The 23216-nt window shown below is 72.8% G+C and carries 18 protein-coding genes and 1 pseudogene; 11 read left to right on the top strand and 8 right to left on the bottom strand.

What is annotated here, in order from left to right; genetic code table 11:
• Nucleotides 1-8 precede the first annotated feature (8 nt).
• The 4 genes from ABZ858_RS06860 to ABZ858_RS06845 are packed head-to-tail and all read left to right on the top strand — an operon-like array spanning nt 9 to nt 4655.
• Nucleotides 9-968 carry an ABC transporter permease gene (locus ABZ858_RS06860; protein ID WP_361373454.1) on the top strand — a complete coding sequence of 320 codons (960 nt, stop codon included), beginning with the start codon at nt 9-11 and terminating at the stop codon, nt 966-968.
• Nucleotides 965-1882 (top strand): ABC transporter permease, encoded by a 918-nt coding sequence (locus tag ABZ858_RS06855; RefSeq protein WP_361373452.1) that lies wholly within the window; start codon nt 965-967, stop codon nt 1880-1882. Before ABZ858_RS06860 ends, ABZ858_RS06855 begins: the two co-directional genes overlap by 4 nt.
• Entirely contained in the window at nt 1879-3618 is a 1740-nt protein-coding gene (locus ABZ858_RS06850) for an ABC transporter ATP-binding protein (RefSeq protein ID WP_361373450.1), read from the top strand. The genes ABZ858_RS06855 and ABZ858_RS06850 overlap by 4 nt, the downstream gene beginning before the upstream one ends.
• Nucleotides 3615-4655, top strand: coding sequence for an ROK family protein (locus ABZ858_RS06845; protein WP_361373448.1), 1041 nt, complete (start codon nt 3615-3617; stop codon nt 4653-4655). Before ABZ858_RS06850 ends, ABZ858_RS06845 begins: the two co-directional genes overlap by 4 nt.
• Here ABZ858_RS06845 and ABZ858_RS06840 read toward each other — a convergent pair.
• The gene (locus ABZ858_RS06840) at nt 4571-5404 is read right to left on the bottom strand and encodes a TetR/AcrR family transcriptional regulator (protein ID WP_361373446.1); all 834 of its coding nucleotides are present in this window, start codon (nt 5402-5404) and stop codon (nt 4571-4573) included. The genes ABZ858_RS06845 and ABZ858_RS06840 overlap by 85 nt on opposite strands.
• A 192-nt stretch (nt 5405-5596) precedes the next feature.
• Between ABZ858_RS06840 and ABZ858_RS06835 the strand changes: the two genes are divergently transcribed.
• Both ABZ858_RS06835 and ABZ858_RS06830 read left to right on the top strand, forming a co-directional pair.
• The gene (locus tag ABZ858_RS06835) at nt 5597-7309 is read left to right on the top strand and encodes an MFS transporter (protein ID WP_361373444.1); all 1713 of its coding nucleotides are present in this window, start codon (nt 5597-5599) and stop codon (nt 7307-7309) included.
• A gap of 230 nt (nt 7310-7539) precedes the next feature.
• Nucleotides 7540-8076: a ferritin-like domain-containing protein gene (locus ABZ858_RS06830; RefSeq protein WP_361373442.1), complete on the top strand. Its 537-nt coding sequence runs from the start codon at nt 7540-7542 to the stop codon at nt 8074-8076.
• 196 nt (nt 8077-8272) lie between these two features.
• On the opposite strand, the pseudogene ABZ858_RS06825 reads toward ABZ858_RS06830, so the two are convergent.
• The 3 genes and pseudogenes from ABZ858_RS06825 to ABZ858_RS06815 all read right to left on the bottom strand — a co-directional run.
• Nucleotides 8273-8539, bottom strand: a pseudogene (locus ABZ858_RS06825) (GNAT family N-acetyltransferase); the annotation flags it as partial.
• Nucleotides 8540-8575: 36 nt separating this feature from the next.
• Nucleotides 8576-9301, bottom strand: a complete 726-nt coding sequence (locus ABZ858_RS06820; protein ID WP_361373440.1) for an AAA family ATPase — start codon at nt 9299-9301, stop codon at nt 8576-8578.
• A 128-nt stretch (nt 9302-9429) separates the two neighbouring features.
• Nucleotides 9430-10857 (bottom strand): amidase family protein, encoded by a 1428-nt coding sequence (locus ABZ858_RS06815; RefSeq protein ID WP_361373438.1) that lies wholly within the window; start codon nt 10855-10857, stop codon nt 9430-9432.
• Nucleotides 10858-11185: 328 nt separating this feature from the next.
• On the opposite strand from ABZ858_RS06815, the gene ABZ858_RS06810 reads away from it, so the two are divergent.
• Nucleotides 11186-11464 (top strand): hypothetical protein, encoded by a 279-nt coding sequence (locus ABZ858_RS06810; protein ID WP_361373436.1) that lies wholly within the window; start codon nt 11186-11188, stop codon nt 11462-11464.
• A gap of 98 nt (nt 11465-11562) precedes the next feature.
• Here ABZ858_RS06810 and ABZ858_RS06805 read toward each other — a convergent pair whose 3' ends face one another.
• Nucleotides 11563-13290 carry a sulfatase-like hydrolase/transferase gene (locus ABZ858_RS06805; RefSeq protein ID WP_361373434.1) on the bottom strand — a complete coding sequence of 576 codons (1728 nt, stop codon included), beginning with the start codon at nt 13288-13290 and terminating at the stop codon, nt 11563-11565.
• A gap of 325 nt (nt 13291-13615) precedes the next feature.
• Between ABZ858_RS06805 and ABZ858_RS06800 the strand changes: the two genes are divergently transcribed.
• Complete coding sequence (locus ABZ858_RS06800) at nt 13616-15148, top strand: ABC transporter substrate-binding protein (protein ID WP_361373432.1); 1533 nt, start codon at nt 13616-13618, stop codon at nt 15146-15148.
• A gap of 65 nt (nt 15149-15213) precedes the next feature.
• On the opposite strand, the gene ABZ858_RS06795 is transcribed toward ABZ858_RS06800, so the two are convergent.
• Nucleotides 15214-16803 carry a family 20 glycosylhydrolase gene (locus ABZ858_RS06795; protein WP_361373430.1) on the bottom strand — a complete coding sequence of 530 codons (1590 nt, stop codon included), beginning with the start codon at nt 16801-16803 and terminating at the stop codon, nt 15214-15216.
• Nucleotides 16804-17026: 223 nt separating this feature from the next.
• On the opposite strand from ABZ858_RS06795, the gene ABZ858_RS06790 reads away from it, so the two are divergent.
• On the top strand, nt 17027-18286 hold the full coding sequence (locus ABZ858_RS06790; protein ID WP_361373428.1) for a family 1 glycosylhydrolase: 1260 nt from the start codon (nt 17027-17029) through the stop codon (nt 18284-18286).
• A 10-nt stretch (nt 18287-18296) separates the two neighbouring features.
• On the top strand, nt 18297-18866 hold the full coding sequence (locus ABZ858_RS06785; RefSeq protein ID WP_361373426.1) for a helix-turn-helix domain-containing protein: 570 nt from the start codon (nt 18297-18299) through the stop codon (nt 18864-18866).
• A gap of 172 nt (nt 18867-19038) precedes the next feature.
• Here the strand turns inward: ABZ858_RS06785 and ABZ858_RS06780 are convergent, their stop codons facing one another.
• A complete protein-coding gene (locus tag ABZ858_RS06780) occupies nt 19039-21345 on the bottom strand; it encodes a glycoside hydrolase family 3 C-terminal domain-containing protein (RefSeq protein WP_361373424.1) in 2307 nt (768 codons plus the stop codon).
• 188 nt (nt 21346-21533) lie between these two features.
• Between ABZ858_RS06780 and ABZ858_RS06775 the strand changes: the two genes are divergently transcribed.
• Nucleotides 21534-22469: an SGNH/GDSL hydrolase family protein gene (locus ABZ858_RS06775; RefSeq protein WP_361373422.1), complete on the top strand. Its 936-nt coding sequence runs from the start codon at nt 21534-21536 to the stop codon at nt 22467-22469.
• On the opposite strand, the gene ABZ858_RS06770 is transcribed toward ABZ858_RS06775, so the two are convergent.
• Nucleotides 22459-23178 carry a helix-turn-helix domain-containing protein gene (locus tag ABZ858_RS06770; RefSeq protein ID WP_361373420.1) on the bottom strand — a complete coding sequence of 240 codons (720 nt, stop codon included), beginning with the start codon at nt 23176-23178 and terminating at the stop codon, nt 22459-22461. The genes ABZ858_RS06775 and ABZ858_RS06770 overlap by 11 nt on opposite strands.
• Nucleotides 23179-23216: the final 38 nt, after the last annotated feature.

The following is a 23216-nucleotide window of genomic DNA, read 5'->3' as shown; positions in this document are numbered from 1 at the left end:
GAACCCACATGGCTACCCTCCTCTATCTGACCCGACGTGTCCTGCAGGCCGTCGCGGTGATCTTCATCGTGACGGTGGTGGTCTTCTGCCTCCTGCATTCCCTGCCCGGCGGACCCGGCCGGGGCATCCTCGGCCCGCAGGCCACCGCCCAGCAGATCACCGCCTTCGACCACGCCCAGGGCCTGGACCGTCCGCTGCCCGTGCAGTACGCCTACTACCTGGGCCGGCTCCTCCACGGCGACCTGGGCACCTCGTACACGCTCAACGAGTCGGTCTCCCAGCTGATCACCCAGCGGCTGCCGAAGACCCTGGTGCTCACCGTGCTCTCGGCGCTCGTCGGGCTGCTGCTGGCGATCCCCCTCGGGATGTGGCAGGCCGTCCGGCGCAACAAGCCGGTGGACTACGCCGTCACCACGCTGGGCTTCGTCGCGTACGCGACCCCGGTGTACTTCCTCGGGCTGGTCCTCGTGCTGGTGTTCAGCCAGGTCCTGCCGTGGTTCCCGCCCCAGGCGCCCCAGGGCGAGACCCTCGGGCAGGTGCTCGGCGATCCGGCCGGGATGGTGCTGCCGATCGTCACCGGCGCCGCCTCGATGATCGCGGTGTTCAGCCGCTACATGCGCGCCGCCACCCTGGAGAACCTCTCCGAGGACTATGTGCGCACCGCGCGCGCCGGCGGCGCCCGGCAGCGGTCGATCCTGTGGCGGCACGTCTTCCGCAACTCGCTGACCCCGGTGGTGGCGATGCTCGGCTACTACGTGCCGGTGCTCTTCGGCGGCGCCCTGGTCGTCGAACAGCTCTTCAACTACCCCGGGATGGGCCTGCTGTTCTGGACCGCCGCGCAGTCCTCGGACTATCCGGTGCTGCTCGGCTGCGTGCTGGTCATCTCGGTGGCGACGGTGGTCGGCACCCTGCTCGCCGACATCGTCCAGCGGATCATCGACCCACGAGTGAAGGCAGGTCGCGCATGAGCGCCGTTCTGCAGCCGGGCCAGGTGCCCGGCACCGGGGCGACCGGGGACACGTCCCGCTCCCCGGCCGCGGTCTCCGGGGCCCGACTGGTGCTGCGCAGGTTCGCCCGGAACCGGCTGGCCGTGATCGGCCTCGCGGTGGTCGTGCTCTTCCTGCTGTTCTGCTTCGCCGGCCCCTTCCTCTACGTCACGAAGCAGACCCACACCGACCTCGCCCACGTGAACCTGGCGCCCGGCGCCGGGCATCTGCTGGGCACCGACGCGGTCGGCCACGACGAGCTGGGCCGGCTGATGTACGGCGGCCGCGTCTCGCTGCTGGTGGGCCTGGCGGCCGGGCTGCTGGCCACCGTGATCGGCACGCTGTGGGGTTCCGTCGCCGGTTACGCGGGCGGCTGGATCGAGGCGGTGATGATGCGGGTGGTCGACGCGGGCATCGCCATCCCGGCGCTGTTCATCCTGCTGGTCGTCTCGGCCATCTCCACACCCGGCGTCCGGGGCCTGGTGGTCATCCTGGGCCTGGTCTCCTGGCTGGTGCCGTCCCGGCTGATGCGGGCCGAGACGCTCAGCCTGAAGAACCGGGACTACGTCCTGACGCTGCGCGCGATCGGCGGCGGCCACGGCCGGGCGATCGGCCGGCACATCCTGCCCAACTCGGTCTCCACCATCGTGGTCGCCGCGACCTTCCAGGTGGCCGACGCGATCTTGCTGGTCGCCTACGTGTCCTATCTCGGCCTCGGGGTGCAGCCGCCGTCCACGGACTGGGGCGGCATGCTCTCCGCGGGCCTCACCGCCGCCTATTCCGGGCGCTGGTGGCTGATCGTGCCGCCCGGCCTGGCGGTCATCCTGGTCGTCTGCGCGTTCAACGCCATCGGTGACGGACTGCGCGACGCCTTCGACGTGAGGGGGCGGGGATGAGCGAGCCGATCCTCCGGCTGGACGAGCTGGACGTGGTCTTCGGCACGGAGAGCGGCGAGGTGCCCGCCGTGCGCGGCGTGTCGCTCCAGGTGGGGCCCGGCGAGACGCTGGCGCTGGTCGGTGAGTCCGGCTCCGGCAAGTCCACCGTGGCGCTGGCCGCGATGGGACTGCTGCCGGGCAACGCCCGCGCCACCGGCCGGGCGACGATCGCCGGGACCGACGTGGTCTCCGCGAGCGAACCGGAACTGGCGGGCCTGCGCGGCCGTACCGCGTCCATGGTCTTCCAGGAGCCGGCCACCGCACTGGACCCGCTCGCCCGGATCGGCACGCAGATCGCCGAGGTGATCCGCAACCACCGCAGGGTCCCGGCGGCCGAGGCCCGGCGGGAGGCCGTCGAACTGCTGCGCAAGGTCGGCATCCCGGAGCCCGAACGCCGGGCCGCCGCCTACCCGTTCGAGCTGTCCGGCGGCCAGCGGCAGCGGGTGGTCATCGCGATGGCCATCGCCAACCGGCCCGCCCTGCTGATCGCGGACGAGCCGACCACCGCGCTGGACGTGACCGTCCAGGCGGAGATCCTGGACCTGCTGCGCCGGCTGGCGGTCGAGGCGGGCACGGGGGTGCTGCTGGTCACCCACAACATGGGCGTGGTGGCGGACTTCGCCGACCGGGTGGCGGTGATGTTCCAGGGCCGGCTGGTCGAGACCGGGCCCGTGGCGGACGTCCTGCTGCGCCCCACCCACGAGTACACCAAGCGGCTGCTCGCGGCGGTGCCCCGCCTCGCGGTCGCGGAGCCCGGCACACCACCGGAGCCGATGCCCGAGCAGGAACAGGAACAGGAACAGGGTCAGGAGCAGGAGCCGGTCGTGGCACCGGTGGTCGATCTGCGCGGGGTCTCGGTGGTCTTCGGCCGCGGCCGCGGCGCGGTGCACGCCCTCCAGGACGTCTCGATCGCGGTGCGCCCCGGCGAGACGGTCGGCCTGGTCGGGGAGTCGGGCTCGGGGAAGTCCACCGCGGCCCGCGTCGCGCTCGGCCTCATCCCGCCCTCCGCGGGCACCGTCGAGCTGTTCGGCACCGATCTGCGCCGTACCCGGGCACGCGCCCGGCGTGCGCTGCGCTCCGGCATCGGGGTGGTGCTGCAGGACCCGGTGGCCTCCCTGGACGCCCGGATGAGCGTCGCGGAATGCGTCGCCGAACCGCTGCGCGTGCACCGGCGCGCACTGTCCGGCCGGGAGCGCCGGGCCCGGGTGGAGGAGGCGCTGGAGCGGGTGCGCCTGCCGCGCGCGCTGGCCGACCGCGCGCCGCGCGAACTCTCCGGCGGGCAGCGCCAGCGGGTGAGCCTGGCCCGGGCGCTGGTCCTGGAGCCGCGGCTGCTGGTCGCCGACGAGCCGACCAGCGCGCTGGACGTCAGCGTGCAGGAAGCGGTGCTGGACGTGCTCTCGGAACTGCAGTCCGAACTCGGTTTCGCCTGCCTGTTCGTCTCGCACGACCTGGCGGTGGTGCAGCGGTTCGCCCAGCGGGTGGTGGTGATGCGCGGCGGCCGGATCGAGGAGCAGGGCCGCACCGCGTCGGCCCTGCTGCGCCCGCGCAGCGACTACACCCGGCGCCTGCTGGCCGCGGTGCCGGTGCCGGACCCCGCCGTGCAGCGCCGGCGCCGCGCGGAGCGGCAGGCCGCCGGACTCGCCGACGACACCGGTGAGGACACCGGCGCCGGGGACCGGACGGGAGCGCAGGCGTGAGCGGTACCGGCACGCGCGGGCCGGCCCACCGGTCCGGTGCGGTCTACGCCGGCGTGGACATCGGCGGCACCACCACCCAGGTCCTGCTGTGCACGCCCGGACTCGCCGTGCTGGACCGCTTCGAGACCGCCACCCCGGCCGGCGGCCCGGCCATGCTGGACGCGGTCCTCGGCGGGCTGCGCGGGCTGCTGGACCGGCGGCCGGCCCGGCTGCTCGGCGTCGGGGTCGGGGCGGCCGGGGTGGTGGACGCGCGGGCCGGACGCGTCGTGGCGGCCAGCGACTCCTTCCGCGACTGGGCCGGGTTCGAGGTGACCGCCACCCTGGAGGCCGCGCTCGGCGTCCCGGCCTTCCTGGACAACGACGTCAACGCCTTCCTGCGCGGCGAGGTCACCGGCGGTGCCGTCGCGGGCGAGCCCGACGTCCTGGGCATGACCCTGGGCACCGGGGTCGGCGGCGCGCTGTGGCTGGGCGGCGCGCTGCTGGACGGGCCGCACGGCGCGGCGGGCGAGATCGGGCACATTCCCGGTTTCGGCGCGCTGCCCTGCTCGTGCGGCGGCCGCGGCCATCTGGAGACGCTGGCCGCCGGCCGCTCCGTCGCGGCACGCTACCGCGAGCGGACCGGCCGCTCCGGTACGGCGCGGGAGGTCGCCGCGGCGGCCCGGGGCGGCGACGCCGAGGCACGCGCCGTCTTCGAAGCGGCCGGGACGGGGATCGGCCGGGCACTCCTGATGACCGCGGGGCTGGTGGACGTGACCACCGCGGTGCTAGGCGGCGGTGTCACCGGCGCGTGGGACCTCCTGGAGCCGGCGATCCGGCGAGTGCTGGCCGAGGAGCCGCCGGTCAGCGGGCAGCCGGTGCGGCTGGTCCGGGCCGGTCTCGGCGGCGACGCGGTCGCGGTCGGCGCGGCCTCCCGCGCCCGCGCGGAACTGGCCCGGCGCCCCGGCGCCTCCGCTCAGGCGTCGGGTGCGCTCCGGGAACCGGTTCCGGACGCGGGGCCGGCGTCCGGGGCGGCGGGCGCCTGCGCCTCGGGCAGATAGCTCGCCAGGCCGCGCAGGATGATCTCCAGGCCGATGTCGAACCTGGCGTCGTTGGAGTCCGTCACCATCAGCCCCGCCAGGGCCCGCAGATGGGGGAAGTCGGCCTCGGGCAGGGTCGCGAAGTAGTGCTGCATCTCGTCCGCCATGACGTGCACGTCGGGCCGGGCCGGCGAGGAGTCGTCCCCGCCCTGCCGTACGGCCCGGTCCCGCCACATCTCCTCCTCCAGGACGAACCCGTCGATGTAGGTGGAGATGATGTCGCCGGCTTCGGCCGCGATGCGGTCGGGCAGCCCCGCGGTGCGGAAGACGGCGAGCAGCGCCTCGACATGCGGCAGCAGTTCGGCGGTGAAGGGGACGTAGGCCATGGAGATCCTGGCCATGTCCCGGTGGGACAGCAGGCGCTTGCGCGCGGTGCGGGCGTAGTCCCGCACCTGCTCCTGCCACCGCCGCGGGTCGGGGACGGGCAGCCCGTACCCGACGAAGAGCCGCGCGTACATCAGCTCCAGGAGGTCGTCCTTGGAGCTGACGTGGGCGTAGAGGGCGGAGACCGTGACCCCCAGTTCGGCGGCCACCTGACGCATCGACAGGCCGTCGAGTCCCTGGCGGTCCAGCACGGTGAAGGCCGCCTCGACGACCCGGTCGCGTGACAGCGGCGCCCGCGCGGGGGCGGCGGGAGTGCGCGCCGGGCGCGCGCGCTCCCACGGGGACGGCGGAGGGGGGCTGGGGGTACCGGCGGCCGCGTCGCTCATCCCTGCAGTCTAGGCGCCGGGAGAACAGTGTTCTCCCGGACCCCTCGACCACAGACGCGATATATCTTGTCGTCGCCATCACTTTGCGCTATATCTTGATGAACGCCGTTCTCCTGGTGAGCGGTGTTCTGCTACGGTGAACACCGTTCTCCGCCTCCCTTCCCTACGACCCATGACCCACGAGGAGTCCCCATGTCCACCACCGGTGTCGCGTCCGTCGAGACGCCCGCCGACTCACCAGCGCCCTACCGGTGGCGCTGGGCAGCGCTCTTCGTCATCCTCGCGGCCGAGGTGATGGACCTCCTCGACGCCGTGGTCACCAACATCGCCGGTCCCTCCATACGGGCCGACATCGGCGGCGGCGCCTCCACCCTGCAGTGGCTCGCCGCCGCGTACACCCTCTCGATGGCGGTCGGGCTCGTCACCGGCGGCCGGCTCGGGGACATCCACGGGCGCCGGCGCATGTTCCTGGTGGGGGCCGCCGGCTTCACGCTGGGTTCGCTGCTGTGCGCCGTGTCCGTGACGCCCTGGATGCTGATCACCTCGCGCGTCCTGCAGGGCCTGTTCGGCGCGGTGATGCTGCCGCAGGGCCTCGGCATGATCAAGGAGATGTTCCCGCCGAAGGAGTCGCAGAAGGCGTTCGGCATGTTCGGCCCGGTCATGGGGCTGTCCGCGGTGTGCGGGCCGATCCTGGCGGGCTGGCTGGTGGACGCCGACTACCTCGGCACCGGCTGGCGCATGATCTTCCTGATCAACCTGCCGCTGGGCGCCGCGGCTCTCGTCGGGGCCGTGCGCTTCCTGCCCAAGGGGCGGTCGGAGACCAGGCCGCGCCTGGACATCGTCGGCATGCTCCTGGTCTCGCTGGCCGCACTGCTCCTCATCTTCCCGCTGGTCCAGGGCCGGGAGTACGACTGGCCCGCGTGGACGTTCGTGATGATGGCCGCCTCGCTGGCCGTCTTCGCCTCCTTCGCCCGGTACGAGTCGCGGCGCAGCAGGGCCGGCCGGGACCCGCTGGTCGTCCCCAGCCTCTTCCGCAAGCGCGGCTTCAGCGGCGGCATGGCCCTCGGCCTGGTCTTCTTCTCGACCATGCAGGGCTTCATGCTGGTCTTCAACCTCTACACCCAGATCGGCCTCGGCTACTCGCCGCTCAAGGCCGGACTGGTGATGGTGCCCTGGTCGGGCGGCATGATCGTCGGCTTCGGCCTCTCCCAGGGCGTCGCCCGGTTCGGACGGGCCGTCCTCCAGGCCGGCGCGCTGGTCATGGCGCTCGGTGTGTTCGGGGTGTGGCTGACCCTGCATCTGGTGGGCAGCGGGGTCGGGCCCTGGCAGCTGCTGCCGGCCCTGCTCGTCACGGGCATCGGCATGGGCCTGCTGATGGCGCCGTTCTTCGAGATCGTGCTCGCCAGCGTCGAACAGCACGAGACGGGTTCGGCGTCCGGCACGATGACCGCCATGCAGCAGCTCGGCGGCGCCTTCGGTGTGGCCATCCTCGGCACGGTGTTCTTCGGCCTGCTCGGCGGCGGGATCGCCACCGCCGTCGACCACCACTCCGACGGCCTGCGCGGGCAGCTGGCCGCCGCGCACGTCGCGCCCTCGGCGCAGGACCGTGTCATCGCGGACCTGCGGGCCTGCGCCCCGGACCGCGCCGTGGCCAAGGACCCCGCCGCGACCCCGGCCTCCTGTGCGCGACTGGAGAAGGACACCCGGTCCGCGGTGACCTCGCCCGAGGCCGGCGCCCGGATACCCGCCGCGCTGGAGACGGCCGTGTCGTCCGCCTTCCGCAGCGGTTTCGGCTCCGTCATGCAGACGGTGCTGTGGATCGTCGACGGCATGCTCGCGCTGACCTTCCTCCTCGCCTTCCTCCTCCCGCGCCACGCGCGCCACGAGGGCTCCGCCGGACACTGACCGGCCGGGCCGGCGGTCCGCCCAGGGCGGGCGGGGCACGACCGCGCGGGCGGCGGGGGATCCACTCCCCCGCCGCCCGCGGGAGCGTTCCGGCGCGGGCGGGGCGGCGCATTCGCGCCGGTGAGGTTGCCTCGAACAGGTCATTCTGCGGCCCACCGCGTGAGGCGGCACGGCCGGTGCGGGCAAGGGTGTGCTGCCGACCGCAGGAGCGAACAGAGGATCGGACACACATGAGTGACAACTCATTCGTCCTGGACGTCACCAGGATCCGCGAAGAGGCCCAGAAGAAGATGGACGCAGGCCCGGTCACCAACACCTACGGGCTGGACAAGGACCGGGTCATCGCCGTCCTCAACGACGTGGTCGCCACGGAGGTGGTGTGCTGGCTGCGGTACACCCGCCACGCGATCGCGGCGGTCGGCATCGACCGTGCCCAGGTGTCGGCGGAGTTCACCGAGCACGCCGCCGAGGAGCTGCAGCACGCCATCCGTGCCGCCGAGCGCATCTCCCAGCTCGGCGCCGACCCCGACTTCGACCCCGCCACGCTGATGCAGCGCTCCCACACCGACTACACCACGCCGCCGCACGACGACCTCGACGCGATGCTGAAGGACAACCTGCTCGCGGAACGGATCGTCATCTCCACCTACCAGGAGATCATCCGCTGGCTGGGCGACCAGGACCCCACCACCCGCCGGCTGATGGAGTCGATCCTCGAAGAGGAGGAGGAGCACGCCGACGACCTCACCGACCTGCTCGGAGTCTGACCGCCGGACATGACGTCCGGGGGCGCGTGACGGATGTGGCCCGCTGGGCCTGGTGGCGGCGACACCAGGCCCGGCACCTACTCCCGTTCCCGCGCCGGGCACTGCCAGAGACGCCTGATGGCGCTGACACACCGTCTGATCGGCTGATCCCTCCTGATCAGCCGGACCTACCTGTTCGGGCGGTGTGGGGTCGGCGTCAGGACCGTGTCTTCTGGAACCAGGCCACGTCCCAGAACGCGCCGAACTTCCGCCCGACCTGCTCGTAGACGCCCACGGGACGGAACCCGAAACGTTCGTGCGGGCGGCGTGACGCTTCGTTGGGCACGGTCATTCCGGCGAGCGCCAGGTGGACGTCCTCCTGCTCCAGGATCTCGAACAGCGAGGCGTACAGCAGGCTGCCGACGCCGCGTCCCCCGTGTCCGGGCGCCAGGTAGGCGCTGGTCTCCACGGAGGTCGCGTACGCCTGCCCGTCGGAGCACGGGAGTCCGCGACGGGCCGCCTACGGCTCGGTCCGCTGGTCCTCGGTGAAGACGATGTCCGCGAGGTGACCGCGGGAGGACCGGTCCAGCAGTACGACGGAGGCCGCCTCGGGCGCTGCCTGGATTCCTCGGGCGTCCAACGCGGCCAGGAGCCGCCCGAGTCCGCGTACGTGCCGGGCGAAGGTGCGCCGGGGGACCTGCCGGCCGCGGGCCCGCTGCCCGGCCAGTGCGGCGGCGGGACCGACGTCGATGAGGACCAGGTGGACACCACCGGTGCGGCCCGCGCGGAGCGCCGCCGCGCGCAGCCAGGTGCGCATCCAGGCGCGGCTTCCGCAGTCGTGCAGCAGGAGCGGCGCGCCCGATGCCACGGCCCCGCGCAGCCAGTCGAAGTACCGCAGCCGCGCCCACGGCCGGTACACGGCGTACGGCAGCCACGCCGGCATCCGGGACTCGCACAGCACATGCGTGACCCGCGGCTCGATCACCTGGACGCCCTCGGTGCCCGACCAGCGTGCCAACAAGGTGCTCTTGCCGCTGCCGGGGAGGCCCGAGACCACGACGACGGCGCCCCGGGGATAGACGACCGTGCGCGGCGGTCCCGGCGGCGTGCCGCGCAGGTCGACCAGGCCGGCGGGGCGGAGTTCCCGTTCGGCGGGTGCGGTCCCGGCGTACGTCGTCGGTTCACGCGTCGCACGCGCACCGGGCCGGGACCGGCCTGTCCGCGGCCGGTGGACCACTCGCCTCACCCACTTCCCTCAGCGGGCCAGCTTCCCACACAGGACACCCGCTCATGATCGCGGGCCTGCGCGCGCGGGAGCCGTCGGCGTACGTGCAGCCGCCGCCGGCATGGGGCGGCGCCGGTGGCGGCACGTGATCAGGCGGCGAGCGGCGGGCGCCGCTTCCAGGTGCCGGTCACGGTCTCCACCGCGTGGGCGAGTTGCAGGACGGCGAAGTCCCGGCCGCAGCGGCCGATGATCTGGAGGCCCACCGGAAGCCCCTCGGGGGTGAAGGAGAAGGGGACGGACACCGCCGGGTTGCCGGTCAGCGAGATACGCGAGCACACGCGCATCCATTCGCGGTAGTACGTCTGCGGCACCCCCGCCACCTCACGCGGCCAGTGCTGTTCGACGGGGAAGGGCGGCAGCTGGACCACCGGGGCGATCAGGAACTCGTGCGCGGCCAGGAAGGCGTGCACGCGGTCGTGGGCCTCGGCGCGCAGCCGCTCGGCGCGGCCCAGGTCCAGCACCGTCAGCTCGCGCCCTCGTGCGATCTCCCAGCGCACGCCCTCGTCGAGCTGGTCGGGGTGGGTGCGGTAGTCCTCGGCGTGGTTCTGCCAGTAGTACGCCGCGCGCATGATGCCGAACGCTTCGTCGGCGCCGGTCATGTCGGGTTCGGCGTCCTCGACCGCCGCGCCCAGGACGTCCTGGAGCAGCGCGCGGGCCGGAGCCATGGCGGCGGTGATCCGCTCGTCCACGGGAAGCCCGCCGAGCGTGTCGGACCACGCCACGCGCACGCCGGTGAAGTCGCGGTCGAGCGGGGCGTGGAAGTCGCTCTCGGGCAGGTTCATCAGCGCCCGGTCGTCCGGGCGGGCGATCACCCGCATGAACAGGGCGACGTCACCGACCGTGCGGGCCATCGGACCGTACTGGGCGAGGGTGAACACCGGCATCGGGTTCGGCCACACCGGCACCCGCCCGGCGGTGGGCCGCAGCCCCACCACGTTGTTCCAGGCCGCCGGGTTGCGCAGCGAGCCCGCCATGTCCGAGCCGTCGCACAGGGCCGCCATGCCCGTGGCCAGCGCGACCGCGGCGCCGCCGGAGGAGCCTCCGCAGGTCAGCGTGGGGTCGTAGGCGTTGCCCGTGGGGCCGAAGAGCGGGTTGTACGTCTGTGAGCCGGTGCCGTACTCCGGCACGTTGGTCTTGCCCATGCTGACCGCGCCCGCGTCGATCATCCGCTGGACCACGAGGGTGTTGCGCCGCGGCACGTGCCCGGCGGCGAGCGGTGAGCCGTAGGTGGTGCGGATGCCGGCGGTGTCGGCCAGGTCCTTGTGCAGTACGGGCAGACCGTGCAGCGGTCCCAGCACGCGTCCCCTGGCGATCGCCTCGTCGGCTTGCCGGGCCTGCTCGCGGGCGTGCTCGGGCACCAGGGTCACCACGGCGTTGACCTTCGGGTCGACCCGCTCGATCTGTGCCAGGTGGGCGTCGAGCACCTCGCGCGCCGACACCTGCCCGCCGGTCATGAGGCCGACGAGTTCCCGGGCGGTGCGGAACACGAGGTCGTGACAGTCGTGGTGGTCCTCCATGTGCGGGACGTCCCTTCCTCATGGCGGCTCGGGGCGCGGCGCTCGGCCGACCGGCCAGGACGACCGGCACGGCCGACCGGCCCGCGTCACGAAGGTCTCACTGATGGCCGCCGCCTGCCACTCACCTGCTGCTCCGCGCGTGGCATCGCCGCCGGGGCCTTGAAGAGTGCCTGCACGGCGGCCCCGACCTGGACGGTCACCGCCTCGGGGGTCGAGGAGTCGAGCTTGCCGTCCAGGTGCAGGAAGGCCAGGCCGTGGACGAGCCGGCGGCATCACCCGGCGCGAGACCGCCGAGCGCGTCCTCGACAGCGGTGTGGCGGTCATCGGGATGGGCACCGCCCTCGCCGTCACCCCCGACCTGCCCGACCGCCGGCACACCGGCCGCGAGGCCGACCGGCAGCTGCGGCCGGTGACCTGGTCCGACAAGGCGCTCGCCTCGGCGGCGGGCATGGCCCAGGTCCGCCACCAGCTGCGCCGGATCGCCCGCGGCGGCCGCCCCACGCCCCGCACCCATCCGGCGATCGCCCTCCTCGCCGAACAGCGCAGGCAGCGGCGGGCACTGCGCCGCTACCGCACCTGGCTGAACACCACGCGGCGCGCCGCGTAACGGCCCGCTGCGGCCGAGGCGGTACGCGGGCCCGGTACCTCCGGCCGGGCAGGTGAACGCACCGGCCCCGGCCCGGTCCGGTCCGGTCTCAGCGGCGTTCAGGCCCTTGTACCGCCGGGGACGGACCGGACGTCGGCCTTGTCGTCGCCACCGTCATCGGCTGCGTCGTCGCTGCCGACGACGGCAGTCTCGTCACCGTCATCGGCAGTCTCGTCACCGTCAACGGTGGTCTCGTCACCGTCGTCGGTGGTCCCGCCACCGTCGTCCGTGCTCTGCCGGCGTGCCCAGTGCTCCATGACGCGGCGCAGGTGCTCCGAAGCGCGTTCGACCTGCCCGTCCGGCCCGGGCGGCCCCGCCGGGACGGGGAGGTCGACGCTGGGGTAGCGGGGGTCCTCCGCGGTGGGGATGACGTCCGCGGTGTCGGCCAGCCAGTGCAGGACGGCCTGTTGCATGCGGGTCTCGACCTCGGCGTGCCCGGGACGGCCGGCGAGGTTGGTGACCTCGTGCGGATCGGTGGTGCGGTGGTAGAGCTCCGGCGGCTCGTACAGACGCCACACGTACGTCCATTCCGTGTCGCGCACGGCGATGGCGCGGCCGACGAGTTCGGGGCTCTCGTGCTGGAGCGCGGCCTTGAGGTCGTAGGGGAACCCGGCCGCTTCGAGCTGCGGCTCCTCTTCCCTGGAGAAGCCGCCTTCGGTGAAGGCGTACGCGCGGTGTGCTCCGGCGGGATCGCGCAGGAGGGGCAGGAGGCTGCGCCCGAACTGGCGGTAGCCGGGCTCGGTCCCGGCGAGTTCGAGGATGGTGGGGACGATGTCGATGAGTTCGACCATGGCGTCGGTGTGCTGTCCGGCGGGCAGGCCGCCGCCGGAGACGACGAGCGGGTCGCGGGTGATGCACGGGTGCAGGGCGGAGGGCCACTTCTCGATGAGGCCGTAGTCGCCGAGGTACTCGCCGTGGTCGGCGAAGAAGAAGGTGACGGTGTCCTCCTCGGCGCCGCTGTCGCGCAGTGCGCGGACCAGGCGGCCGAGTTGGCCGTCCATCCGCGAGATCATGCCGTAGTAGGTGGCGATGACCTCACGCCACATGCCGGGTGATGTCTCCGTGATGCGGAAGCGCTCACGGATCGCCTGCATGAAGGCCGGCTCGCGCGCGGTCGTTGCGGCCGCGGTCGGTGCGGCTGCCGGGACCGGGTCGGGCATCGTGTCCCGGTCGTACATCGAGAACCACGGCTCCTCCACCTCGAAGGGGCAGTGCGGGGCGATCAGGGGAACGAACAACGCCCAGGGCCGGTCGGCGGGCGGTGCGGTGAGCCAGCGTTCAGCGGTGCGGACGGTCGCCTCGTCGGCGTCGACGCGCTCGGCGTCGTCCTCGCGCCGGCCCCGGTAGTAGAGACGTGCCCATTCCTCGCCCCCGGGCCAGGTCTCCCGGGTGACGGGCAGGGGGTAGGTGGTCGGACGGACACCGAAGCCGTACTCGTCCACACTCAGTTCGGTCGCACCGGGGGCGAACGTGTCACCGCGCATGCCGGGCCAGACGACGTGGTATCCCGACTCCTTGAGGCCGCGCAGTACGTTGGGCTCCCACGGTTTGAGCAGGTGGGTCAGGGTGCGGTGGCCGCCCGTGTGGGGATACCAGCCGGTCAGGAACGAGGCGCGGCTGGGCGAGCACACCGGATGCTGGACGAAGGCGTTGTCGAAGCGGGTGCCCCGGGCCGCGAGCGCGTCCAGGTGCGGGGTGCGCACATGGGGGTTGCCGAAGGCGCCCAGCGCGTCGGCCCGCAGCTGATCGGGGATGAAGAACAGGAAGTTCGGCCGCCTGCCTGCCATGGCACTCCTCCGTCGCTCTGATGACGCCGGCTCCACCGGAGAGTTCCGCGGTTCCGGCCGGCTCCAAAACCGTACGCTGATCGGTTTCTATCGTCAACGGCCCACTCCCCCGCGCCAACGACCCACTCCCCCGCGTCCACGCACCCCGGCCTCCGCGTCCGCACGCCCCTGCCACCGCGATCGCACGGAGCCATTGACGGCCAGAAACCGATCACATTACGGTTTTCGTGTCGATGGGCGGCGCTGCCGCGCGTTCCGCGCCTGGCGCTGCCCTCAGTCGCGCGCCGGCGCCCGCGGGGTCCGGCCCCCTCCAGACGGAGAGAGCATGAAGACGTACATCACTCGGCCGGGAGCCTTGACGGCGGCCGCTGTCGCGGGCGCCCTGGTGCTCACCGGCTGCGCCGGCGGGGGCGGCGCGTCGGCCGGCACGGCGGAGCTGGACATCGCCACGATGACCAGCGCGCAGAGCCTGGATCCCGCCGATGCGATCGGAGGTGCGCTGCCGTACTTCCAGGCGGTCTACGACACCCTGATCAAGCGGACGCCCGACGGCGGTTTCCAGCCCATGCTGGCGACCAAGTGGGCCTACAGCAAGGACCGCACCCGGCTCTCGCTCACCCTGCGCGAGGGCGTGCGGTTCAGCGACGGATCGGCGTTCGACGCCAAGGCGGTCAAGGCCGATCTGGAGCACTTCAAGGGTGGTGGTGGAGGCGGCGCCAAGTACCTGGACGTGCTCAAGAGCGTGAAGGTCGTGGACGCCTCGCACGTCGAGCTGGACCTCTCGGCCCCGGACCCGGCGCTGCTGTTCTACCTGAGCGACGCCGCCGGCCTGATGGCCGCCCCGGCCGAGCTGGACGGAGGCTCGCTGAAGACCACCCCGGTCGGCACCGGCCCCTACACCCTGGACAAGTCCCGCACGGCCGTGGGCAACAAGTACGTGTTCACCCGCAAGAAGGACTACTGGGGCAAGGCCCTGCCCTTCGCGACGCTGACCATCAGCGTGTTCGACAACGAGACCGCCATCGTCAACGGGCTGCGCACCGGGCAGATCGACAGCGCCGTCGTCCAGGACGCCGACCAGCAGCAGTCCCTCGCCTCCGACACCCGGCTGCACAAGACGGACACCGCCTTCGACTTCCAGGGGCTGCTCCTCTTCGACCGCGGCGGGGTGCGCACGCCCGCGCTGCGCGTGCCCAAGGTGCGCCAGGCGCTCAACTACGCGCTGGACCGCCGGACGATGCTCGACGAGATCAGGCAGGGCCGGGGCGAGAGCACCGACCAGATCTTCGGCCCGGACACCACGGCCTACGACAAGAACCTGGACGCGTACTACTCGCACGACCCGGCCAAGGCGCAGCGACTGCTCGGCGAGGCCGGATACGGGAAGGGATTCACCCTCACGCTGCCGCGGGTGTCCGCCATCGTGAACGACGCCCTGGCCTCGTCGATCGCCACCGACCTGAAGAAGGTCGGCATCACGGTGAAATGGGACCAGCTCGACGCGGGCAGCGCCGTGCGGAAGATCTACCGGGACCGCGCGTACTCGGCGATGGTCATGAACATCGGGCAGTCGTCGAACGCCTGGGTGACCGCTCAGGATCTGGTCACCCCGGGAACGTTCAACATGTTCGGCTCCACCGACGCCACCGTGCGGAAGCTGCTGGGCGGGATGCGGAGCGGCACCCCGGACCAGTCGGCCGCCGCCGGCCGGGAGCTGAACCGCCATCTGGTCCAGGAGGGCTGGTTCGTGCCGTTCTACCGCATGACGTACACCCTGGTGACCGGCCAGGGCGTCAAGGCCGTACCGCAGGCCGGCATGGGCGTCCCCTCCCTCTACGACTACAGTCCCGCTTCCTGACCTCGCCGCTCCCCTGAGCCGTGGGGCCCGGCGGAAGCGGATTCCGCCGGGCCTCACGCACGCGGTCACCGCCAGGGGACGTCGGTGGCGGGGAAGAAGGCCAGGGCGCGCTGCCGCCACCATCGGGCGTGTGCGCCAAGTCGCCGCCGGTGGGCCGGCCAGTGGGGTGCCCGTCCGTTCCAGGCCGCTTCCGCCACCGAGGGGAGCCTCGGCAGCAGCAGCGTGCTCACGTCGTCGAATCCGCCCAGCCGCTCGGCGAACAGGGTCGCCTCGACGCCGGCGATCCGCTCGTCCGGGACGCCGTGCTGTGCCGGGTCCCAGGACGCGGTGTGCTCGACGCCGCGGGGGCGGTATCCGGGGAAGCCGAGAGGCGTCCGGCGAGGCACGGCGGCGGGCGGGGTGATGTCGGCCGCGTAGGGCCGGTCGAGGTAGAGATGGGACTGCGGGGAGAGCAGCACGCGCCCGCCGCCGGCCAGGACGCGGGCCACGTCCCGGTCGCAGGGGGCGAAGAACCCTTTGAGGGCCGCGATCAGTTCCACGCTGAAGCCGGCCGCTGTCAGTTCGGGCCGGCCGGCGAGCGCCTCGGCGGTGTCCGGCAGGTCCATCATGGGCACATCCACCCAGTGCTGGAACACCTCCCCGGGCTCGACACCGGCACGGGACGCCTCCTGCCAGGCGATCGGGATCTTGCCGGACTCGCGCACCAGCGCCCGCAGGACACCGACGGAGGCCGCGAAGTTCTCGTGCGTCACCCCGAACGCCTCGTCGCCGCCGATGTGCACGAAGGGGCCCCGCGTACGCGCGCAGACGTCCGCCAGCACGGCGGCGACCGTGTCCCGGGTGGCGGGGTCGGTCAGGTCCAGCGGGGAGACGAAGGGGAACCGGCCGGTCAGCCCGGGCGGGGCCGGTGAGCCGGGCAGGCCGGGCACCACCGCACGCAGCGGCGCGCAGTGGCCCGGCAGGTCGATCTCCGGGACCAGGGTCAGGTGCCGCAGGGCGGCGTACTCCTGCAGTGCGGCGTAGTCGTCGACGGTGTAGTGGTGCCGGGACGAGGACTCGTGCCGGCCGGTGAGCTGCGGCAGCGGCGGGACTTCGAGGCGCCAGCCTTCGTTGTCGGTGAGGTGCAGGTGCAGGACGTTGAACTTGTACAGGGCCGCTACGTCGATGAGCCGGCGCAGGTCGGCCGGGGCCAGGAAGGTGCGTGCCGGGTCGAGCATCAGGCCGCGCCAGGCGAAGTGCGGCGCGTCCCGTACGCGCCGGTGCGCGAGCATCCCGCCCGGCGGGGTGGTCAGCAGCATCTGGGCGGCCGTCGTCGCGGCCCTGAAGGCTCCGGCCCCGGTGCGGGCGCGGCAGGTGATCCCTCCTTCGTCCACGGTCACCTCGTAGCTCTCGTCCGGTGGCTCCGCCGCCCCGGTGGGGGCGGTGCCGACGGCCTGCCGGGCGGGCGGCGGCGGGCTTTGCCGCGTCAGTCGCAGCGTCCGCCCCGCGCCGCCCGGCGGCGCGATCCGGTCCCCGAGGTGCGGCGCGAGCAGGTCCCGCAGGACGTCCGCGACCTGCTGGAGGGACGGATCGGCCGTGATGCGCCACGGGCCGTCCACCGGAAGGCCGCCCGTGGAGGCGGCGGTGGCGGCCGCGATGGCCGGGATGACATGCATCGAGTGGTCCTCCCCGGTCCGGCCGGGCCCAGGGGCCCCCGGCCGGAACGTCAGGTACGGCGGTCGGGCCCCTGGGCGGCGCGCCCCTCCGGGCTCGGGTCCTCCCCCGCGTCACCCCTTCCGCCCGGACCGGCGCGGTGTGTACGCTAACACGAAAACCGATCAATGAACGCTTTTTGTGGTGGGGCTCTTCCGCCTCGCCGGTGACATGAAGGAGTGACGCATGACGCCCCCGACCGGGTCCGAACTCGCTGTGCCCGACGGCTTCCTGATGGGAGCCGCGACCTCGGCCCATCAGGTCGAGGGCAACAACACGGCGAGCGACTGGTGGGCGCTGGAGCACACTCCCGGCACCTTCGTCGCCGAGCCGAGCGGGGACGCCGCCGACAGCTATCACCGCTGGCCCGAGGACATGGACCTGCTGAGCGAACTCGGCTTCAACGCCTACCGTTTCAGCGTCGAATGGGCGCGGATCGAACCGGAACCCGGACGGATCTCCCGCGCCGCGCTGGCCCACTACCGGTCCATGGTGCGCGGTGCCGTCGAGCGCGGCCTCACCCCCCTGGTGACGCTGCACCACTTCACCTCGCCCCGCTGGTTCAGCGACCGCGGCGGCTGGCACCACGGGGACGCGCCAGAGGCGTTCGCCGCGTACACGCGTACGGCGCTGGAGGCCGTGGGCGAGGGCGTGGAGCAGGTGGCGACGATCAACGAACCGAACATGCTGTCGTTGATGTACGCGCTGCGGCGGCTCGCCTCCGAGTACGGGTGGCAGGCACTCGGCGCGGGCCGTGAGAGCGGCGCGGCGGCCTTCGACCCGGCGCGGGTGGAACCGGACGCGGTGGTGACGGCGGCGCTGACCGAGGCGCACCGCCGCGCCGGCGCGCTGCTGCGCGAGGCGGGTCTCAAAGCGGGCTGGACGATCGCCAATCAGGTCTACCAGGCCGAGCCGGGGGCCGAGGAGGCCGCGGCCGCTTACGCCCACCCGCGCGAGGACGTCTTCCTCGAAGCCGCCCGTGACGACGACTGGGTCGGTGTGCAGGCGTACACCCGGCACCGTGTCGGACCGGACGGGCCGCTGCCCGTGCCCGAGGGTGCGCCGACCACACTGACCGGTTGGGAGGTGTACCCCGACGCGCTCGCCGAGGCGGTCACGCACACCGTCGGGACGGTCGGGGCGCATGTGCCGGTCATCGTCACCGAGAACGGCATCGCGACCGGCGACGACACCCGGCGCATCGCCTACACGCACCGGGCGCTGGCCTCGCTGGCCCGGCTGATCGAGCAGGGTGCCGACGTGCGCGGCTACTTCCACTGGAGCGCCCTGGACAACTACGAGTGGGGCACCTTCAAGCCCACCTTCGGGCTCATCGGCGTCGATCCCGTGACCTTCGCCCGTACGCCCAAGCCGTCCGCCCGCTGGCTGGGCGCCCTGGCCCGCGCCGGCCGCCTGCCGCTGGTGCCGCCCGCGGCCGCGTGCTGAGGCGGCGCGCATGGCGAAGCGTGGCCCGTACGGGAAGGGCGAGGCCAAGCGCAAGGAGATTCTCCGGGCCGCCTTGGAGGTCTTCGCGGACGAGGGCTACCGGGGCACCTCGCTGCGCAAGGTCGCGGCCCGCTGCGCCATCAGCCTGCCCGGGCTGATGCACTACTTCGACTCCAAGGAGGACCTGCTCACCCAGGTGCTGCGGATGCGCGACGAGGCCGCGCACGCGCGCCAGGAGGAGCGCGGCGCGTCACTGAGTTACCGGGAGATCATCAAGGAGGGCTCCGGCACGCCGGGACTGGTGGAGTTGTTCGTCTCCATGGCGGCCGCCGCGAGCGATCCCGCGCATCCGGCCCACGCGCATTTCGCGCGCCGCTACCCGGTGCTGCGCGAGCAGGTCGTGGCGTCGCTGAGGAGCAGGATGGACACGGGCACGATCCGTACGGGCATCGTCCCCGCCGAGCGGCTGGCGGTCCTGCTCATCGCGGTGGTCGACGGGATCCAGTTGCAGTGGCTGGTGGACCGCTCGGTGGACATGCGACAGGCCGCCGACGACGTCATGGCGCTCCTGGAGGTCTGAGGAGTCCTCCGGCGGACACACGGGGGCCCGGGGGGGCGAACTGGGCAGTGACGTACGCAAGTTGGGCTGCTGTGGTCAGAGGCGGGGCGCGGGCGTGGTACAGGCGCGCGGTGTCCGGTCGCCTCGGCGGCCGGGCTTCGCCAGGTGCACGCCCGCATCGGCCGCCGCCGTCTCACCCCTCTTTCTGTGCGGCGGTGCCGTTCGCGTCCTGGCCGGCCGCCTCGGCCGCGAGTGCGGCGACGTCCTCGGTGCCGAGCGGGAGAAGCGGGAATCCGGCGATCACGTCGAGCGGGACATCGGCCAGGAACCTGCGCACTCGGGGATCGCCGAACACTCCTGGCCCGCTGTCGCCGCCACCCCCGAGCGCCTCGCTCAGCAGGGGCCCGCCGACCGGGTGGGAGAGCCATTCGGCCAGGGTCGAACGGCCTGTCAACGGTACGGTCGTCGCGTCTCCCGCCACGGTCACGTGGACCGACCGGCGGATGTCGCGCGAGGAGGCACCGACGTCGATCCGGTACCGGCCGCCCTCGACGTGCCAGCCGCCTTCCCTGCCGCTGTAGTACGCCAGGTCGGAGCGGTCCAGGGTGATGCTCACCCGGCGCCGCTCGCCGGGTGCGAGTTCCACGCCGGCGAAACCGCGCAGTTCGCGCTCCGGGCGTGCGACGCGCGAGTCGTCGGGGCCGTGCGTGTACACCTGGACCACCTCACGGCCGGCGCGCCGTCCGGTGTTGGTGACGGTGACGGTGACGTCGAGCGCGGACCGGTCGTCGTTCCAGGCCGCGTCGAGGTGGCCGTACTCGAAGGTGGTGTAGGTCAGGCCGTGTCCGAAGCAGAAGGCGACCGGGCTGCGGCGCGCGTCGAACCCCCGGTAGCCGACGAACACGCCTTCGCCGTAGCGGACATGCCCTTCCTCGCCGGGGAACGACAGATGGGAGGGGACCTCCTCCAGGCGCAGCGGGAGCGTTTCGGTGAGCCGGCCGCTCGGGCTGACCTCACCGAACAGCACACGGGCGAGCGCGCTGCCGCCGGCCTGGCCCGGCAGCCATGCCTCCAGCAGGGCGGGCACCCGCTCGTGCCAGGCGGCGGTGCCGACCGCGCCCCCGTTGGACAGCACGACCACGACACGGGGGTTGGCCCGTACGACGCGGTCCAGCAGGGCGAGCTGGGCGGCGGGCAGGTCGATGTGGTCGCGGTCGAAGCCTTCGGACTCGTCCTCGGCGGGAAGGCCCAGGAACAGCAGCACGGTGTCGCAGCCGGCCGCCAGTTCCTCGGCTTCCCGCACCGGCTCGTCACCCTCGGCGTCGGGTCCGGGTCCGCCCGGCAGCCGGTATCCGGGGGCGAAACACACGGTGGCGCCCTCGGCCCGTCGGCGCAGTTCGTCCAGGGGTACGTCGAGACGGGTCGGGGTGACCTGGGAACTTCCGGCGCCCTGGTATCGGGGGGTGCGGGCGAGTTCGCCGATCACCGCCACGCTGCCGGCCGTGCTGCTGAGGGGCAGCAGGTCGTGGTCGTTCTTGAGCAGGACGACGGAGCGTTCGGCCGCCTCGCGGGCCAGCTCATGATGGCGGTCGAACAGGTCCTCGGCGGGGGTGGTGGTGCTTGCGTCGCAGGCGGTCGCCCGGCAGGCGAAGAGCGACAGACGGCGCACGGCCTCGTCGAGCACGCCGGCGCGGAGCGTGCCGTCCTCGACGGCGGCGGCGACCTGCCGGTCACCGCGTCCGCCGGTGCCCGGCATCTGGAGGTCGAGACCGGCGCGCAGGGCGGCGACACGGTCCCGTACGGCGCCCCAGTCGGACATCACCACGCCGTCGAAACCCCATTCGCCGCGCAGGATGGTCGTCAGCAGGAGTTCGTTCTCGCACAGCGGGACGCCGTTGAGCGAGTTGTAGGAGGCCATCACCGACCAGGGCCGCTCGCGCCGGACGATCCGTTCGAAGGCGCGCAGATAGATCTCACGCAGGGCTCGCTCGTCGACGTCGGCGCTGACGCGCATCCGGTCCGTCTCCTGGTTGTTGGCCGCGTAGTGCTTCAACGCCGCGCCCACACCCGCTCGCTGGAGTCCGCGTACCATGGCGCCGCCCATCTCGGCGCTGATCAGCGGGTCTTCGGAGAAGTACTCGAAGTTGCGTCCGCACCGGGGCGAGCGCTTGATGTTGATGCCGGGCCCGAGGACGACATGGACGCCGAAGGCACGCGACTCCGCGGCGAGCGCTCCCGCCACCCGCTCGGCCAGGGCGGGGTCCCAGCTGCTGCCCAGTGCCACAGCGGGCGGGAAGCAGGTCGCGGGCGCCGCGCTGCGCAGGTCCGCCTGCCCTCCGTCCCCGGCCTCCCGCGGCAGGCGCAGTCCATGGGGTCCGTCCGACATGCGCACGGCCGCGACGCCGGGTGCCGAAGCGGTGACGAAGTCGCCCTCCCCGCTGGTCAGCGCCGCTTTCTGGGCCACGGACAGCTCCGGCTCGACGGTGTGGTCTGCAGTCATGCGCCCCGCCTCGGTGATCGGTGGTGTTCGACGGTCCGAACACGAAAAACGTAAAGTGATCGGTTTTCACTGTCAAGGGAGACCGTCGCGTTCAGTTCATTGACGACGGAAACCGCACACCATACGGTTTTCGCTGTGCGGCACGGTGCCGCGCAGTACCGAGGTCCTTCCGCAGAAGGGGTACGGCAATGACGCTGCACCACTCGCCCACTCCGGCGCCGCCCACCGCACCGGCGACCGGACGCCGCCACGCCGGGGCGGTCCGCGCCGCACTCGCGGCGGCCCTGGCCACGGCGGCCGTCACCGCGCCGGCCACACCGGCCGGCGCGCAGGGGCGCCCGGCCCACCCGGCGGCCGGGGAGCCGGTGCGCTACGTCGCACTGGGCGACTCCTACAGCTCCGGGCTGGGCATCCCCGAGCAGACCGATCTCAACTGCGGGCGCTCCAGCAGCGATTACCCCCATCTCGTCGCCCAGTCCCTGGGGGCCGCGTCCTTCACCGACGTGACCTGCGCGGGGGCGACCACGCAGGACATGACCCAGCGGCAGGGCTCGGCACCCGCCCAGCTGGACGCGCTGCGCCCCGACACCACGCTGGTGACCCTCGGCATCGGCGGCAACGACCTCGACCTCACCGGCACCATCACACGCTGCGTGATCCTGGCGAACCTCGCGCCGAACGCGGCTCCCTGCAAGGCGAGTTACACCGTGCTGGGCCAGGACGGCATCCGCCGGCTCATCAACGCCACGGCGCCCAGGGTCGAAGCGGTGCTCAAGGAGATCCACCGCCGTTCCCCGCAGGCCACCGTGCTGCTTGTCGGCTACCCGGCGATCGTTCCCGACGACGGCAGTGCCTGCCGCGACCTGATCCCCTTCGCCACCGGTGACTTCCCCTGGTTCCGGGACAAGGAGAAGGAACTCGACTCCATGCTCGCCGAGCAGGCCGACGTCTACGACGCCACCTACGTGGACCTCTACGGCCCCTCGATCGGGCATGACGCCTGCGAGCCCGACGGCGTGCGATGGATCGAGCCCAGGGCGACCGACACGGCCGCCGGATTCCACCCCAACGCCACCGGTCACCAGAGCGCGGCGACCGCCGTGCGCAAGGCCCTCACACCGTGACCGCGTCATCGCCTTCCTCGGGGCAGAGACCGTGATGGGTGAGGAAGGCGATCACCTGATCCCGCATCGAGACCGCCTCCGGCTCCAGCGACCACTGGATCTGCAGCCCGTCCAGCAGGGCCGGCAGTTGCTGGGCGACAGCGTCCGGGTCGGCTGTCGCCACCGGCGGGTCCGCCTCCCGCCACAGCGCCTCCACCAGACGCGTCAGCTCCCGGCGCAGCAGCCGGTAGCGGGCGACGAAGCAGTCGTGCGCGGGGTGTTCGGGGGAGGCCGCCTCCGCGGCCACCCTGGAGAACAGGCCCACCATGTGCGGCATACGCCTGTTGCGTTCGACGAGGTCGACGACGCGCTGGAGCAGTTGTGCCGGTTCCAGCGCCGCGGTCTCTTCGTCCACGGCCCCGGTCCCTTCGTCCACGGCCCCGGTCTCTTCGTCCACGGCCGCGGTCCCTTGGTCCACGGCCTGCGGGAAGAGCTGGGCGAGGTCCTCGCGGTCACGGCGGGCCGGCAGTTCCAGCGGGAGTTCCTCCTTTCCCGAGAAGTGGTGGAGCAGGCCGGCGTGTGTCATGCCGGCCTGGGCCGCGATCTCCCGCAGGGAGGGCGCGTTGAAGCCGGACCGGGCGAACCTCTGGGCGGCCGCGTCCAGGATGCGTGCGCGCGTGCGCTCGCCCTTCGAAGGAGTCGGTACGGGCATGGGAGTCGGTACGGGCAAGAGGGGCCTCCAGCGGTGCGGGCGGACGGGTCCGGACG

Origin of the sequence: Streptomyces sp. NPDC047017 (assembly GCF_040644175.1) — a bacterium.
In the GTDB taxonomy this organism is placed as follows: domain Bacteria; phylum Actinomycetota; class Actinomycetes; order Streptomycetales; family Streptomycetaceae; genus Streptomyces.
This window is presented reverse-complemented; position numbering and strand designations above follow the sequence as displayed.